The following is a 15,501-nucleotide window of genomic DNA, read 5'->3' on the forward strand; positions in this document are numbered from 1 at the left end:
CATCACGTCAAAAGCTTTATGGTTACTCGGGCGAAGCCCGAGTATGACGAGAGAGGTTGGTCGAGCTTAGTCCTGCATCGGCCATGTGTCGCTGAGGCGATAACCTTCTGGCCAAGGGTCCTCCGGATCAAGCATATGTTGATGGGTGCCGGTGATCCAAGCACGGCCATTTATGCGTGGCAGGATCGCGTCTCTTTCACCACAAGTTGTGACTTCTGCAATATCACAGTTGAACTGTGACCCGGTGATTGACGTTGCGACATATTTATCATTTCGCTCCATTTCGCCCTTAGCAAACATCAGCGCCATACGTGCAGAACAGCCTGTTCCGGTTGGAGAACGATCAATTTTACCCGGGCGGATTGCAACGGCGTTTGCTCCGGTTAAATTGGTTCCATCCCGCGTGATATTGCCCATAAATTGGCAGAAGGAAATGTGATCCCAATCGGCATTTTCTGGATGGGTAAAACCCAATTGCTCATTTGCTGCCGCTGTGATGCGCATGCCTAATTCAGCGATCTTGCGCGCATTCTCGGGCTTTATCTCAACGCCAAGTGCTCGTGCATCAACCATCACGAAACTATCGCCGCCATAGGCGGTGTCGACAATTAGTTCACCCAATCCATCGACTTGCAGCGGCACTTGCAATTGATCAACAAAGCTTTTGACGTTGGTGACCGTTATGCTTTGGGCCTTGCCATCTTTGCACTGCGCCACGACGTTGATTAGCCCACCGGGGGCTTCCAGCGTCAAATGGGTCTCAGGCTCCGTCATCGGAATAATGCCGCTGTCGAGCAGCACAGTAGAAACGCAAATGGAATTTGAGCCCGACATGGGAGGTGTGTCAGCCGGCTCCATGATGATGAAACCCATTTGAGCCTTCGGATTCTTTGGCGGCACAAGCAAATTGACGTGCCGGAACACCCCACCGCGAGGCTCGTTCAGCACAAAATTTCGCAAAGTTTCATCTTGCTCGATAAATTTGCGTTGTTCCCAAAGCGTTTTGCCCGGTGGTGGTGCAACGCCGCCGACAATGACATCACCCACTTCGCCTTCGGCGTGGCAGGACACAACATGGATTGTCTTTGAAGATCGCATTACATTGCCCTCAATTCGAATTCTGGTTCACCCAACACATCAAAGTCCGGTTCAATGCCTAAACCCGGTGCATCGGGCGCTGACATGAAACCATTAACACGTTTTGGCGCCCCGGCAGCGAAATCAACGGTTCCGTATGAGTTGAAATCTGTTGCAGAAAACGAAAATGCCTCAGGTGTTGACGCTGCAAGATGAGCGATTGTTGCGGTGACGATATCGCCGCCCCAAGTATCCTCAATGGTCATGGCCAAACCTGCATTTACGCACATATCGCGCATCAACCGTGCTTTGGTAAGGCCGCCAACCTTGGAAATTTTAAGATTGATGGCGTCCATCGCGTCGTCGGCCAACCCTTTGCGCAACATGGCCTCATCGGTGATGTTCTCATCTAGAATGAACGGTCGCGCCGTGCGGCGGCGGATCGACAAACATTCTTCATACGTCATGCAGGGCTGTTCAATGTAAACGTCGAGATGAGAAACAGCAGCGGTTACGCGCGATGCCTCATGCCGGTTCCAGCCTGTATTGGCGTCGGCGACAAGCACTTCGCCCCGGTCCAACACTTCCCGAGTGGCATGAATGCGGGCAATATCATCATTGGCATCGCCACCAACCTTAAGTTGGAATTTTGCGTATCCCTCTTGGCGATAGCCGTCTATTTTTTTCGCCATCACGTCTGGGTCTTCTTGGGAGATGGCGCGGTAAAGGGCCACTTTATCCTGCTGTTTGCCTCCAAGGAGCGTGTAGACAGGCAAGGCGGTTGCTTTGCCCAAAATGTCCCAACAGGCGATGTCGATTGGCGCTTTTGCATAAGGGTGGCCGCGCAGGCCCTCGTCCATGGCTTTGTTGACCACATTAAGGTCGCGTGGATCAAGGCCAATGACATGTTGGGCCAACTCTTGAAGACCCGTGCGAACGCCAAGCGCATAGCTCGGAAGATAGGCAGATCCAAGTGGGCAGCATTCTGCATATCCTGTGATGCCTGCATCGGTTTCCAGAGCAAGAACGGTTGAATCAAAGATTTCTACGAAGTTGCCATTTGACCAATTATATCTGCCTTCGCGTAAAGGCAGGTCAATTTGGTAAACCCGCAATGCTGTGATTTTCATGTTCTTTCCTCCCGAAAGACCTGCCTAGGGCAAAATGAAGCCATGTTTGAACGGGTCACGGTCATCAACAAAGATCGTGTTGTAGCCCGTTTTGCGCGCCCACCCGCCAACCGATGGAATAATCGCATCGTGGTCACCAACTTTGGTTGCTGCTTCAACGCGGCCTTTGAACAATGAACCAATAATGCTCTCGTGAATAAAGTCGTCTCCAACATTCAGGTCACCCATGGCGGCCCAATGGGCCATGCGAGATGAGGTACCTGTGCCACATGGCGAGCGGTCGATGGCTTTGTCACCATAAAACACAGCATTGCGTGCCGTTGCTTTAGGATCGCGCGGTGCGCCGGTCCAAAGAATATGGCTGAGACCATTAATCTCAGGATGTTCGGGGTGGATGAACTCATATTTGTCGTTCAGCGCAGTGCGCAACAATGGTGACCAGCGAATTAGATCAAGCGAAGACATTTCTTCGATGTCTTGGAAATTATCTTGTGGTTCAACAATTGCGTAGAAGTTGCCGCCATAAGCGACATCTACACTTATCTCTCCCAGTCCTGGAACCTCTGCAGCGAGCCTTGTCGCATGTAGATAACTTGGCACATTTGTAATGCGCACTTCTTCAACATACCCGTCAATCATGGTGTACTCAGCTTTTATCCGGCCAGCGGGAGCATCGAGATAGAGCACGCCCGGTTCCTTTGGCGTCACCAAACCCTCTTCTAGCGCCATCGTAACCGTTCCAATGGTGCCGTGGCCGCACATGGGCAGACAACCAGATGTTTCGATGAAAAGAATAGCGATATCGCAATCATCGCGAGTTGGCGGATAAAGGATCGATCCTGACATTACGTCATGGCCGCGAGGCTCAAACATCAGTGCTGTACGCACCCAGTCAAATTCAGCCAAAAAGTGCGCACGCTTTTCCAGCATGTTTGCGCCCTTAAGGTCCGGACCTCCACCTGCAACAAGTCGAACCGGGTTACCACAAGTATGTCCATCGATACAAAAAAAGCTGTGCTTCGCCATAAGTTCTTCCTAAAAACGAGACGGGTTAAAAGGTTCAATGTCGATTGTCGGCGTCCGGTTGGCCAAGATATCTGCGATCAGTTTTCCAGTTGCAAAACACTGGGTCAAGCCGAGGTGGCCATGCCCGAATGCATAGGAGATCTTGTCTGAATTCGGTGATTTGCCAATAGCTGGCAACGTATCGGGCAATGAAGGGCGGAAGCCCATCCATTGGCTGCCATTATCTGTTTTAAGGTCAGGCAACAAACGCTTTGCTTTATCAAGCATGTCACGCGATCTTTTATAATTTGGCTCCGCCTCCAACCCAGCAAACTCAACCGCACCGCCAACGCGGATGCCTGTTGAAAGTGGCGTCATAACAAAGCCATGACCGCCAAAAATCAATTGCCGCTTTAGATCAAATGCATCGACTGGCAATGTCGTGTTGTACCCACGTTCGCTTTCCAGCGGAATATTGTCGCCTACGTGTTTTGCGAGCTGGTGAGACCATGCCCCACACGCAACAACCACATTGTTTGCCTGCAATGTTTGGCCATCTTGCAGAACAACTTCGCCGGACTTTGAAATCGTGCGGACTTCGCTTTTGATCAATACGCCGCCATTTTGGGTCACGATGTTCCAGATGGTTTGCGCGAACTCAAACGGATCATTGACGGTTTGCCATTTGGGAATAAATGTTGCGCGTTCTATTTGGCTCGACAGGCCGGGCTGTAAGTCCGCCAGACGCGTGCCGTCGACATGTTCAAACTCAATGCCAAATTCTTCACGGCCCTTCCAGCTCGGCAAAGTATGGTTGAATTCGGCCTCGCTTTCATAAAGATGGAGCGCTCCGTCTGTATGGATTTGACTGCCAATTTGTGGGATTTCGCACATCCGGTCGACTTCTTGCGCGGCCAAATCAAGTAGTGCACTTTGCGCGACAATTGAGCGTCGATATTGGTCCGGCCAACTCGCACGGAAGAACTTCAACAGATATGGAACAATGTTCAGGGCATAGTTAGGTCGAATGGAAAGCGGCCCAAGCGGATCAAGCAGCCATTTCGGCGCTTTCATCAAAATACCGGGCGATGCCAATGGGAATATATCAGCAAGCGCGAATGCACCTGCATTGCCCATACTTGCTTCCTGCGCAATTCCTTTGCGGTCAACAAGCGTTACGCGGCGGCCTTCCTGTTGCAAATAATGCGCAATCGACAGGCCGATAATGCCTGCGCCGATAATAACCACATCATGTTGCAATTCTGCGTTGGACATAATGCCCCCGGCTTATCAAAGAAGAAATGCCCGGCGGCAAGGCCGCCGGGCGCTGTTTTGAATTATGGCTGTGTGTAGGACGTTTTCACACTTGTGTAGAACTCTGCCGCGTAGCTGCCTTGCTCGCGCGATCCAAAGCTTGAGCCTTTTGTTCCACCGAATGGCACATGATAATCAACGCCAGCAGTTGGCAGATTGACCATAACCATGCCTGCTTGTGCATTTGCCTTGAAGTGGCTTGAATGCTTAAGCGAGGTGGTGCAAATGCCAGAAGAAAGACCGAACTCAGTGTCGTTCGCGACAGCCAATGCTTCATCATAGTCTTTGACTTTGATAACGCTTGCCACAGGGCCAAACACTTCTTCTTGGTTGATGCGCATACCGTTTGTTGTTTCGGTGACCAATGCTGGTGCCATATAGAAGCCTTCAGTGTCACGGTTTAGGCGTTGACCGCCAATAACCTTGCCACCTTCTTTAGCTGCAATGTCGACATAGTCTAGATCTTGCTGAAGTTGGGTCGCATCAACAACAGGGCCAATATGCGTGTCAGCACGAAGCGCGTGGCCAACATTAAGATTAGACAAACGTTCTTCCACTGCACTCACGAACTGGTCATGTATGCCTTCCGTTACGATCAATCGTGAAGATGCGGTACAGCGTTGACCAGTTGAGAAATAAGCGCCATTGACGCTCGCATCAACGGCGATATCAAGGTTTGCATCGTCCAGCACAACCATTGGGTTTTTGCCGCCCATTTCCAATTGTACTTTTTTCAACAGTTGGCCGCATTCTGCCGCAATGCCACGACCTGTTTGCACAGACCCGGTGAAGCTGATTGCGTTGACTTTAGAAGAGCCGATAAGTTTTGGCCCCACTTTGGAGCCGCGTCCAAACACGAGGTTGAACACGCCTTCAGGCAAACCAGAACGCGAAATAATCTCAGCCAATGCATGAGCACAACCTGGCACCAATTCCGCGGGCTTTAGAACAACCGCATTGCCGTACGCCAAGGCCGGTGCAATTTTCCAAGCTGGAATGGCAATTGGGAAGTTCCACGGGGTAATCAGACCCACAACACCAACAGGTGAACGCGTTACATCGATATCAACACCCGGGCGAATAGAGGCCAAAAGGTCGCCCGTTTGACGCAATGTTTCACCAGCGAAGAATTTAAAGATTTGGCCAGCACGTCCTGCTTCGCCAATGCCTTCGGGCAAAGTTTTGCCTTCTTCGCGAGAAAGTAGTTCACCGAGTTCTGCCTTGCGGGCAAGAATTTCTGTGCCGATAAAGTCAAGCACGTCGAAGCGCTGTTGAGGTGTGGATTTTGCCCACTGCATGGACGCGGTATATGCCGCATCAATCGCACGATCCATATCAGCCGCTTCAGAAATCGCTGCGTGACCCAATATGTCCGACGTGTCTGAAGGGTTGACGTTTGGTGTGCTGGCAGACGTTTCTTCCCACGCACCACCAATAAAGCTCTTATATTCCATTTAGTTGCTCCAAATTCCGGGCAATTTGATTCAGATTGTTCAAGTTAAGCGGCAAGCGCCAAAACCTCGGGTTGTTGGCTCCAGTCCTGATACCAGCTCTTGAACAATTTATATTGATTTTCGACATAATTTTGTTGGCTGGCGGATAGCTTATCCGTTTCGTTGAAATGCAATGTATATTCTGCATCGCCGTTCAAAACCATCAGATGTTTGTAGTAAAGCACAAGATCTGCGCCTTCATCGAAGGACGACAAAACAGCTAGCGCTGCCTCAAGTTCTAGCGCCTTTGCGCGGGCCTTCGCGTTGCCATTAGCGGCTTTTTGGCAAAGATCAACAAGATGCAAAACTTCTTTTGGAATTGCGTTGCCGATGCCCGTGATCGCGCCACCTGCACCACAATTGACGAAACCGTGGAACACATTGGTGTCCACACCAATCATAAGGTTCACGTCTTCATCGGTGCTGGTGATGAATTCTGAGGCATAACGAAGGTCGTCGGCGCCACCGAATTCTTTAAAGCCGATCAGGTTTGGAAAGTCTTTGCGCAAGTCAAAGAATAGGTCTGCACGTGTCGCAAATCCATAATATGGGCTGTTGTAGATAACCGCAGCAAGGTCAGGGGCGGCCTCCAAAATGCCAGCGAAGTGCGCGCGTTGTGCGCTGTGTGATGTGCCGCGAGACAAAACGCGTGGAATAACCATCAGGCCTTGTGCGCCGACTTTTTGAGCGTGGGCCGCATGCTCGGCTGCGATTTTCGAATTTACAGCACCAGTTCCAACGATTGTTGGCACACCAGCTGCCACCAAACGCGCAACGCCTTCTTGGCGATCAGCATCGCTAAGAAGTGGCCAGTCACCCATTGAGCCACAATAAACGACGGCAGACATGCCTGCATCAATGAGTTCCTTGCCTTTACGAACCAACCCATCAAAATCGACGCTGCGGTCTGGGTTGCATGGTGTCATTAGGGCCGGAATGCAGCCAGAAAAAATGTTCGCGTTCATCGCTAAGTCCTTCAACTTTTCCTATATTGTCTGCCAACTAATCGGCAGCACATCTATTAGTTTCGGCGAAAGACCAACCAATTGGGTCTTCGCCAGTTCGCGTTAAATGTCTGCACGTTCAGTGCAATGCAAACATCCACAATTTCACTTCACGACCATGAAGTTTTGCTGTGGCCATTATTGCCTAATCAATTGGCGTCACGCACAAGATAACCCGAATTTTCGGCCCAGCTTTTCTGATATGACATATAAGAATCCAAAACTATCTGCATGGTTGTATCGCCAGCGTCTGCTTGCTCTGCAGCACGTGCAGCGGCCCAGTCACGGCCCGCTTTACGAAGCTCTTCGACAACATCCTTATCGAGTTGAATGAATTCGACGTCAGTCTTCTTATATTCCGCCATTGCCGCAATATCAGTGTGGCCGAAATGGGCAAAACTCTCATATGTTGTTAGTTTCGCTGCGGCTTCGATCTGAGATTGAAGATGATCAGGCAGAGCGTCCCAAGTCTCAGCTTTTACAACCACTTCCCATAGGAAAGATGGCTGATGCACGCCCGGCATAATGATGTAGGGCGCAACCTCGTGGAAACCTTCGTTTATGTTTGCACCCGGCGTTGACCATTCAATCGCGTCGACACCGTTGAGCTGTAACAGCGTATAAATCTCACCGCCGGGGACAACTGTTGGCACACCGCCATAGATTTCTTTAACAACAGCGGCCCACGCACCAGACGTACGATATTTCAGACCTTTAAGATCAGCAGACGTGCGGATTGGCTTATTCGAATGCGCCATAATCTCTGATGTTCCGACACCAACAACAAGTGAGTGAAGACCCATTTTGTCGCGCCGGAATTCTTGCAACATTTCTTCGCCGCCGCCATTATAAACCCAATGCAATGTTGCCTCGCCAGACATTCCGCCTGGGAAACTAGCAAACACAGCGTTTGTCGGGTCCTGCTCCACCAAATAAGATGGTGTGGAATGACCCGCCTCTACGGTCCCGTCTTGAACAGCTTCAAACACTTTGAACGCAGGAACAATAACGCCGGCACCATAGGGTTGAATCTCCAAGACACCACTTGTTGTCACCTCAACATTGGCTGCAAAACGTTCCATGAAATTTTGGTAGAAAAACGAACCTTCGGAAATTGCCGCAGGCATGCGCCAGGTGATTTCAGCAGAAAAAGCACTGAATGATGATAATGCCAACGCAGAAGCAGCCATTACTGCCCGATACAAATTGTTGTACTTCATTTCATTCCTCCTAATAACCCTCGGTTATCAAACTGTGCCTCATCCGATGTGTGCTGACACTCAAAGATTAGTATCGTCGCAATTCGACGTTCAACCTAACGTGCAAAGCCGACTCAAATTGATGACGGAACACAGCTCAGCTTTTGAAAATATCTATATCATAATTTTGGATACAATCTACAATATTCTTTTTGCATGCCGAATTATTGGCATGATTCACCACCTCACCACCCCAATCTGAGGCATTTTCGCCATCAAAGCCAGTGACGGCGTTTTCTGGCGTGAACATGGATGGGCGTAAGTTGGAAATTTCTGCGCTGGATCTGAAAGACCTGTTTCAGCCGCGCGATCTGTTGCTAACGCCAGAGTGATAATTCCCACACATCCGCACCGAGCCAATAATTGAGAACGGACGGCATGCCGCCATCTCTCGCAATAGGGAAGAGCCTGAGGTGATTAAGCACTATCTATTTGATTTTAAGTTCTTTCTGCAGATGAAGCCTAAGCTTCTTTGAGAACTTGCGCTAGCGTATCAAACACAACTCGAATTTTTTTCGATGTGTGCAATTCTTGATGCGTCACCAACCAAACTGGAAAATCAATAGGTGGAACATGCGACCAAATCCGAACAAGTTCGGGCTCTGATTTGGCAATTGCATCAGCGGTAACGCCTACGCCCAGCCCAGCCAGCAGCATCTCATGCGCAACAAGGGCACTTGTGCAAGGCAATGTGAATTGATCCAACCTTAAGCTCAGTCCGCGACTTTTGCACAATTCGATAAACTGAACAGGATCACTTGGCCCGATAATTTCAACATTCTCATGATCTTTCGAACCGGAGCGAAGGCCAATTTCGTCCAAATATGACTGATGGGCATAAAAACTAGCCGTCCAGTTTCCCACTAGTTTGGCGACCAAACTTGCCTGAGTTGGTCGCACATGGCGAATTGCGATATCCGCTTCGCGATGTTTGAGATCTTGAATCTGGTCGGACGAAAATATCCGCAACGTCAAACCAGGAGCGGACTTTCTCAATCGTTTGACGGCTTTGGTTACAAACTTCACACATAAAGTATCTACCGCGGTAATGGAAACCTCGCCTGACACTTCATTGTTGAACGTCTGCGCCACCATGGAAACGCGACTTGCCGCACTCCCCATATCGCGCACATGTTCGAACAATTGTTCTCCAGCCACGGTCATGGTCAGACCGCGGGTACTGCGCTCAAACAGCAATAAGTTTAAGGAACTTTCCAGCCCAGCTATTTGCCGGGTGATGGTCGGTTGGGTTGTAGAAAGGATGCGCGCCGCGCCACTGAAGCTACCTTCTTCGGCCGTAGCCAAAAAAGCGCGCACTTGATTCCAATCGAAATCGACTTCCTGCCAGTTCATGCATTTACGTATACCAAAGCCACGAAACTAGGCAATTCCTAATTTGTTGGCGCATATTTATGGTAGCGGATACCAATTGGATTGAAGGATCTACAATGACGAATGAAAAAGCACGCCAAGCCTTATCCGCTTTGTGGATATTCCTTATGCTCAACATCATATTCCGCGACATTCACGAGATTGGAACCGTCAAGTTCTTGAACGAAGCTTTGACTGGAAAAATCAACGGGACTGAGATTACAGAAGAATTGATGTTGATCGGATTTTTTATAGTCGAAATCCCACTGGCAATGATTTTGGGCTCGCTTTTTCTCCCGGATCGCATTTGCAAATGGATTACTATTCTTGCTGCAACACTGACCGGCGCAATCCTTGCGCTTGGATTACCCGGCGATCTGGACGATCGCGCCTTTGCAGTCGTAGAGTACATCACTCTAATCTCCATCGTCTGGACTGCGTGGCAATTGCCAGCAAAGTCCAACGTTAGTGCTCAATTTCAACACAATTGAATACTTTGCGTTTGCAAATCACATAATTCGCACCAGATCAGTACGCAGCAGACAATATGAAAGAACAGCGCATGAGTAGCAAAGTGGCACAATTTTGGGATAAACAGGCAAAAGGATATGCCGCCCAACCCGTTAAAGACCAGCAATCGTACGATCAGACGCTGCAAGCTATGACAAGTCAACTAAAGCCAACCGACAAGGTCTTGGAAATTGGTTGCGGCACGGGCAGTACAGCGGTGCGCATAGGCAAACATGTCGCCAGTTGGACGGCAAGTGACATTTCAGCCGAAATGATCGACATTGCGAAAGCCAAGGACGCGCCCGAAAACACCCAATTTGTGGTAGCAGATTCGGACAGTGAGTTTGAAAACGCGCCGTTCGACATGGTTTGCGCCTTCCACGTTTTGCATTTGGTGCCGGACCCGCAAGAAACGGTCACGAACATTTTCAATCAGATCAAACCGGGCGGCCTTTTCATTTCAAAAACCGTTTGCCCAGGGGAAATGGGGTTCCTACCGCGTTTGGTCATCCCTGTTCTGAACGTTTTCGGCGTTGCACCACCTGTTTTGCATTTCCTAACGAAGAAACTGCTTGAGAGAATGGTTCTGTCAGCGGGGTTTGAAGTTCTTGAACAAAGGACTTTCGGCAAGAACAAAGCCGTTCCATACATTTTGGCAAGGCGACCAAAGTAGCGCGACGGGGCAATTCCAAGCATATTGTGTGGGATTGAAGTTTAGTGTGCAACAATTCCACCCAATGTGATTTGACCCAATAGAGCCATCGCTCCTGGCATTTGCTTTAGTGCGCAATGTTGGATACAATCTGCAATATTCTTTATTTTGCATTGATTTTGTATATTGTGTAGGGAAGTTCAATGTTTGGACATATGAAAATTCCAGGGTTGGCGAAACTCGGGTGCCTCAGATATGTTGCCCGGCAAACAATTGCTGAGAATCGAGTGAGCCAATGAAATTGAGCACCGTGAACGTGCGTACCGCCGCATCAGCTGCAGACCTTATTTTTGAAGCGTTGCGCGAAGCCATATTCACTGGCGAACTAAAATCAGGCGAACATTTGCGCCAAGACGCTTTGGCAGAAATGTTCAATACGTCACGCATTCCCGTTCGCGAGGCCCTAACAAAGCTGGAACAGCAAGGCTTGGTCAAAACGGAGCGATTTAGAGGTACAACCGTAACCTCACTTTCTGCCGATGAAGTGAAAGAGATTTTCGAATTTCGCGCTTTGCTTGAAGGTGAAGTTATCAAACAATCTGTCGCTAATATGGACGACGAAACACTTGCTTCGGCTAGGAAACATTGCGATGCGTTTTCGAACGAAGTCGACTCTGCGAAGTACGGTGAACTCAACCGTAACTTTCATTATGGCTTATACGAGCGGGCTGACCGGCCCTATCACTTACATATTGTGAAGACCACGTTAGATCGCATTGAAAGCTATTTGCGGGCCCAGTTGGTGTTAACCGACGGCATGAGCCGAGCGCGTCGTGAGCATATGGGCATTTTGCAAGCATGCGTAGATCGTGACGGCGATTTAGCCGCGAAGCTGACCCAAGAACATATTTTGGGCGCCAGCGAAAGCTTGATAAATTATCTAAAAGAACAGGAAGCAAAATAAAAGGCGGGTAGAAACCCGCCTTCTTGTAACCTTTGACGTCGACAGGTTTAAGCAACCTCGTCTTTGGCAAATGGCTTGTTGTCTTGTATCCAAGTCAGCACATATTCTGGCGCTGAGAACTCATATGGATCGCTTTCAATATCATCCTGAAAACCAGCTTCTTCGAACCAACCAACAATTTCGCCATCTTCAACAACAGTTGCGTAACGCCAAGAGCGATAGCCAAAACCAACATTGTCTTTTTTGACAAGCATGCCCATTTTGCGTGTGAACTCGCCTGAGCCATCAGGAATCAATCCAACGTTTTTAACGCCCTGCGACTCACCCCATTTGTTCATCACAAACGCATCGTTTACTGACAAACAATAAATCGCATCGATGCCAGCTTCTTGAAAATCGCCAAACATTTTTTCAAAATTCGGCAATTGGTATGTTGAGCAAGTTGGTGTGAATGCACCTGGCAGGGAAAATAGCACAACGCGCTTGCCAGCAAAATAGTCAGCTGTTGTCTTATCTTCCCAGCGAAACGGGTTTGGGCCTTCAATAGATTCGTCGCGCACACGTGTTTTGAAAACAACGTTTGGCACTTTCATTCCAACAGTAGCCATGATCTTGTCCTTTGAGAAATTGTTATTTTTCCAACACTTCTTGCACAAACTTGACTCAGTACTGTAAGAGGAATTTCCCCTTGCAAGTCTTGTCTTGTTGTGACGCAGAAGCATCCGAAAATTGGAGCGAATTCTTTGGCTGACTGAATAGGACATTCACTCAAATTGGGCAAGTCAAAAGCCGCCAAAAATTGCAACAATGAGCGCATATGTCTCACTGCATGTCACCAATTGGCAAAACCCAACAATTCAAAAACTTGACTAAATGGTCAGAAAAGATTTGACCTTTTGGTAAAAATACAGAATATTTTATAGTGAAGGAAAGTGTTGGCGTTATGTTTGGGCCGCGTTTGGTTTGAGGAGACCAAGTGCACTTGTGCACCCATTCAGTTGCGACCATGATTTTGGGGAGGACTATAGATGAGCGAAACAGATTTCGTTACGCGAGATATTCGTTCTGGTCGATTGGACCAAATCGACTATGATTCAAATTTTGAAGATTTGCATGCGCCGCTGAACCACCATGAGGCGGTTGTGGAAGCAGAGCGCTGCTATTTCTGTTATGACGCGCCCTGTATGACAGCGTGCCCGACTAGCATCGACATTCCCCTATTCATTCGACAAATCTCTGTAGACAACCCGATTGGCTCAGCAAAAACCATTCTGAACCAAAACATTCTTGGTGGCATGTGCGCTCGTGTCTGCCCAACAGAGACACTGTGCGAAGAAGTTTGTGTGCGCGAAGAAGCCGAAGGTAAGCCTGTCAAAATCGGCCAGCTCCAGCGTTACGCGACAGACCATTTGATGGCAGAAACCGATGAGCATCCGTTCAAGCGAGCGGCATCAACCGGCAAACGTGTTGCTGTTGTTGGTGGCGGGCCCGCAGGCCTGTCCTGCGCGCACCGTCTTGCAATGCATGGGCATGACGTTGTCATTTTTGAAGCCCGTGAAAAATCAGGCGGGCTGAACGAACATGGTATTGCTGCTTATAAAACCACCCACAATTTTGCGCAGCTCGAAGTTGAATTTGTGTTGGGAATTGGCGGCATCACAATCGAGCATGGCAAGGCACTCGGCGCAGACATCAATGTCTCTGCACTTCGAGATGAATTTGACGCGGTGTTCCTAGGGCTTGGGTTGGGCAACACGAACGGTCTAGGTCTTGCTGGCGAAGACAATGACGGATGCCTTGATGCTGTCGACTATATCGAAAAACTGCGTCAGACCGACGACCTCTCAACATTAGAAGTTGGTCGCGACGTCGTGGTGATTGGCGGCGGCATGACCGCCATTGATATAGCGATCCAAACCAAGTTGCTTGGCGCAGAGAATGTCACCATTGCCTATCGACGTGGCCAAGACGCAATGAATGCCAGCCTTTACGAACAAGAACTTGCTCAAACACACGGGGTTGTAATTCGCCATTGGCTGCAGCCCAGCGCTCTCATCTCTAACGATCAAAATCAGATCACCGGCATCGAATTGGAATATACAAGCCAACCTAACGGCAAGCTAGAAGGTACCGGTGAAACAATTAAGATCGAGGCAGATCAAGTGTTTAAGGCCATCGGTCAAAAGTTTGATTCAAGCACTTTAAGTGATGCTGGCATCGACCTTGAGGCTAGACGCATCAAGGTCAGCAAGAATGGCAAGACCACCCTCTCCAAGGTTTGGGCAGGTGGCGACTGTATCGCGGGTGGCGAAGACCTCACCGTTGCTTCTGTTGAAGACGGCAAAGTTGCTGCACAAGACATTCACGCATTTTTATCACGCTAACCGATTAGGAGAACTGATATGGCTGATCTAACGACTACCTTTCTAGGCATCAAATCGCCAAACCCTTTTTGGTTGGCATCTGCACCACCAACGGACAAGGCATATAATGTCGAACGCGCATTCGAAGCAGGATGGGGTGGTGTTGTTTGGAAGACGTTGGGCGAAGAAGGTCCACCTGTTGTCAACGTAAACGGCCCTCGTTATGGCGCCATTTTCGGCCCTGACCGTCGTTTAATGGGGCTCAATAATATTGAGTTGATCACCGACCGTTCGTTGGAAATAAACCTTCAAGAAATGACCGACGTGAAGAAGCGTTGGCCGGACCGGGTGATCATTGCTTCCATCATGGTGCCATGTGAGGAAGAAGCGTGGAAAGCAATCCTACCCCGTGTGGAAGCAACCGGCGTTGACGGCATCGAACTTAACTTTGGCTGCCCACACGGCATGAGCGAGCGCGGCATGGGTGCCGCGGTTGGCCAGGTACCTGAATATATCCAGATGGTCACGGAGTGGTGCAAAAAATACTATTCCAAGCCCGTTATCGTGAAACTTACGCCTAACATCACAGACGTGCGCTACCCTGCCCGCGCAGCAAAGGCCGGCGGTGCGGACGCGGTGAGTTTGATCAACACGATCAACTCGATTGTTGAGGTAGATCTTGATAATTTCGCGCCCGTTCCGACAATTGACGGCAAAGGATCACACGGCGGTTATTGCGGACCAGCGGTGAAGCCCATCGCGATGAATATGGTCGCGGAAATCGCACGGGACGCGGAAACTGCTGGCTTGCCTATTTCGGGTATCGGCGGCATTTCGACATGGAAAGACGCTGCAGAATTTATCTCGCTTGGTTGCGGCAATGTGCAAGTTTGCACTGCGGCCATGACTTACGGCTTTAAGATCGTTCAAGAAATGATTTCTGGCCTGTCCGAATGGATGGACGAGAAAGGGTATGAAAGCATTGACGACTTTATGGGGATGGCCACGCCAAACGTGACCGACTGGAAACACCTCAATCTCAATTATGTCACCAAAGCCAAGATCGATCAGGATTTGTGCATATCTTGCGGGCGTTGCCATATTGCTTGTGAAGATACCTCCCACCAAGCGATTACAAACTTGGTCGATGGTGCACGCAAATTTGAAGTGATTGATGAGGAATGCGTTGGGTGTAACCTGTGCGTAAATGTCTGTCCGGTTGATAGTTGCATCACGATGGAGCAAATTTCAGGTGTCGACCCGCGCACCAACGAACAGATTGATCCAAATTATGCCAACTGGACAACCCACGCCAACAACCCCAGCGCGGTCACAGAACCTGCAGAATAAAAACCAGAC

Annotated in this window: 14 protein-coding genes; 5 read left to right on the top strand and 9 right to left on the bottom strand. The window is 49.4% G+C overall.

Features of this window, described 5'->3' with window-relative positions:
• Positions 1 to 66: 66 nt before the first annotated feature.
• From AC2D8L_RS06965 to AC2D8L_RS07000, 8 genes are all read right to left on the bottom strand, one after another.
• Complete coding sequence (locus tag AC2D8L_RS06965) at positions 67 to 1,098, bottom strand: trans-3-hydroxy-L-proline dehydratase (RefSeq protein ID WP_484684712.1); 1,032 nt, start codon at positions 1,096 to 1,098, stop codon at positions 67 to 69.
• Positions 1,098 to 2,207 carry a cis-3-hydroxy-L-proline dehydratase gene (locus AC2D8L_RS06970; RefSeq protein WP_484684713.1) on the bottom strand — a complete coding sequence of 370 codons (1,110 nt, stop codon included), beginning with the start codon at positions 2,205 to 2,207 and terminating at the stop codon, positions 1,098 to 1,100. Before AC2D8L_RS06970 ends, AC2D8L_RS06965 begins: the two co-directional genes overlap by 1 nt.
• A gap of 24 nt (positions 2,208 to 2,231) precedes the next feature.
• Positions 2,232 to 3,233, bottom strand: coding sequence for a 4-hydroxyproline epimerase (locus AC2D8L_RS06975; RefSeq protein WP_484684714.1), 1,002 nt, complete (start codon positions 3,231 to 3,233; stop codon positions 2,232 to 2,234).
• A gap of 9 nt (positions 3,234 to 3,242) precedes the next feature.
• Positions 3,243 to 4,487 (bottom strand): NAD(P)/FAD-dependent oxidoreductase, encoded by a 1,245-nt coding sequence (locus AC2D8L_RS06980; RefSeq protein ID WP_484684715.1) that lies wholly within the window; start codon positions 4,485 to 4,487, stop codon positions 3,243 to 3,245.
• 62 nt (positions 4,488 to 4,549) lie between these two features.
• Positions 4,550 to 5,980 (bottom strand): aldehyde dehydrogenase family protein, encoded by a 1,431-nt coding sequence (locus tag AC2D8L_RS06985; RefSeq protein ID WP_484684716.1) that lies wholly within the window; start codon positions 5,978 to 5,980, stop codon positions 4,550 to 4,552.
• A gap of 44 nt (positions 5,981 to 6,024) precedes the next feature.
• The gene (locus AC2D8L_RS06990) at positions 6,025 to 6,984 is read right to left on the bottom strand and encodes a dihydrodipicolinate synthase family protein (RefSeq protein ID WP_484684717.1); all 960 of its coding nucleotides are present in this window, start codon (positions 6,982 to 6,984) and stop codon (positions 6,025 to 6,027) included.
• A 188-nt stretch (positions 6,985 to 7,172) separates the two neighbouring features.
• Positions 7,173 to 8,243: a TRAP transporter substrate-binding protein DctP gene (gene dctP / locus AC2D8L_RS06995; RefSeq protein WP_484684718.1), complete on the bottom strand. Its 1,071-nt coding sequence runs from the start codon at positions 8,241 to 8,243 to the stop codon at positions 7,173 to 7,175.
• Positions 8,244 to 8,744: 501 nt separating this feature from the next.
• Positions 8,745 to 9,599, bottom strand: a complete 855-nt coding sequence (locus AC2D8L_RS07000; protein ID WP_484684719.1) for a LysR family transcriptional regulator — start codon at positions 9,597 to 9,599, stop codon at positions 8,745 to 8,747.
• A gap of 131 nt (positions 9,600 to 9,730) precedes the next feature.
• Between AC2D8L_RS07000 and AC2D8L_RS07005 the strand changes: the two genes are divergently transcribed.
• The 3 genes from AC2D8L_RS07005 to AC2D8L_RS07015 all read left to right on the top strand — a co-directional run bounded on the left by AC2D8L_RS07005 (position 9,731) and on the right by AC2D8L_RS07015 (position 11,779).
• Entirely contained in the window at positions 9,731 to 10,144 is a 414-nt protein-coding gene (locus AC2D8L_RS07005; protein WP_484684720.1) for a DUF6326 family protein, read from the top strand.
• A 71-nt stretch (positions 10,145 to 10,215) separates the two neighbouring features.
• Positions 10,216 to 10,836 carry a class I SAM-dependent methyltransferase gene (locus AC2D8L_RS07010; RefSeq protein WP_484684721.1) on the top strand — a complete coding sequence of 207 codons (621 nt, stop codon included), beginning with the start codon at positions 10,216 to 10,218 and terminating at the stop codon, positions 10,834 to 10,836.
• Positions 10,837 to 11,110: 274 nt separating this feature from the next.
• Positions 11,111 to 11,779 (top strand): GntR family transcriptional regulator, encoded by a 669-nt coding sequence (locus tag AC2D8L_RS07015; RefSeq protein WP_484684722.1) that lies wholly within the window; start codon positions 11,111 to 11,113, stop codon positions 11,777 to 11,779.
• Positions 11,780 to 11,826: 47 nt separating this feature from the next.
• Here AC2D8L_RS07015 and AC2D8L_RS07020 read toward each other — a convergent pair whose 3' ends face one another.
• Positions 11,827 to 12,387 (bottom strand): redoxin family protein, encoded by a 561-nt coding sequence (locus tag AC2D8L_RS07020; RefSeq protein ID WP_484684723.1) that lies wholly within the window; start codon positions 12,385 to 12,387, stop codon positions 11,827 to 11,829.
• Positions 12,388 to 12,807: 420 nt separating this feature from the next.
• On the opposite strand from AC2D8L_RS07020, the gene AC2D8L_RS07025 reads away from it, so the two are divergent.
• On the top strand, positions 12,808 to 14,163 hold the full coding sequence (locus AC2D8L_RS07025) for an NAD(P)-dependent oxidoreductase (protein WP_484684724.1): 1,356 nt from the start codon (positions 12,808 to 12,810) through the stop codon (positions 14,161 to 14,163).
• Between the two features lie 18 nt (positions 14,164 to 14,181).
• The gene (gene preA / locus AC2D8L_RS07030; RefSeq protein ID WP_484684725.1) at positions 14,182 to 15,492 is read left to right on the top strand and encodes an NAD-dependent dihydropyrimidine dehydrogenase subunit PreA; all 1,311 of its coding nucleotides are present in this window, start codon (positions 14,182 to 14,184) and stop codon (positions 15,490 to 15,492) included.
• Positions 15,493 to 15,501: the final 9 nt, after the last annotated feature.

This window comes from Maritalea sp. YIW29 (assembly GCF_057219265.1).

Excerpts from the sequence above, each read along its gene's own strand:
- AC2D8L_RS07025 (WP_484684724.1), top strand. The coding sequence starts at position 12,808 with ATGAGCGAAACAGATTTCGTTACGCGAGATATTCGTTCTGGTCGATTG.
- AC2D8L_RS07010 (WP_484684721.1), top strand. The coding sequence starts at position 10,216 with ATGAGTAGCAAAGTGGCACAATTTTGGGATAAACAGGCAAAAGGATAT.
- dctP (WP_484684718.1), bottom strand. The coding sequence starts at position 8,243 with ATGAAGTACAACAATTTGTATCGGGCAGTAATGGCTGCTTCTGCGTTG.
- AC2D8L_RS06970 (WP_484684713.1), bottom strand. The coding sequence starts at position 2,207 with ATGAAAATCACAGCATTGCGGGTTTACCAAATTGACCTGCCTTTACGC.
- AC2D8L_RS06980 (WP_484684715.1), bottom strand. The coding sequence starts at position 4,487 with ATGTCCAACGCAGAATTGCAACATGATGTGGTTATTATCGGCGCAGGC.
- preA (WP_484684725.1), top strand. The coding sequence starts at position 14,182 with ATGGCTGATCTAACGACTACCTTTCTAGGCATCAAATCGCCAAACCCT.
- AC2D8L_RS07005 (WP_484684720.1), top strand. The coding sequence starts at position 9,731 with ATGACGAATGAAAAAGCACGCCAAGCCTTATCCGCTTTGTGGATATTC.
- AC2D8L_RS07020 (WP_484684723.1), bottom strand. The coding sequence starts at position 12,387 with ATGGCTACTGTTGGAATGAAAGTGCCAAACGTTGTTTTCAAAACACGT.
- AC2D8L_RS06965 (WP_484684712.1), bottom strand. The coding sequence starts at position 1,098 with ATGCGATCTTCAAAGACAATCCATGTTGTGTCCTGCCACGCCGAAGGC.
- AC2D8L_RS07015 (WP_484684722.1), top strand. The coding sequence starts at position 11,111 with ATGAAATTGAGCACCGTGAACGTGCGTACCGCCGCATCAGCTGCAGAC.
- AC2D8L_RS06990 (WP_484684717.1), bottom strand. The coding sequence starts at position 6,984 with ATGAACGCGAACATTTTTTCTGGCTGCATTCCGGCCCTAATGACACCA.
- AC2D8L_RS06985 (WP_484684716.1), bottom strand. The coding sequence starts at position 5,980 with ATGGAATATAAGAGCTTTATTGGTGGTGCGTGGGAAGAAACGTCTGCC.
- AC2D8L_RS06975 (WP_484684714.1), bottom strand. The coding sequence starts at position 3,233 with ATGGCGAAGCACAGCTTTTTTTGTATCGATGGACATACTTGTGGTAAC.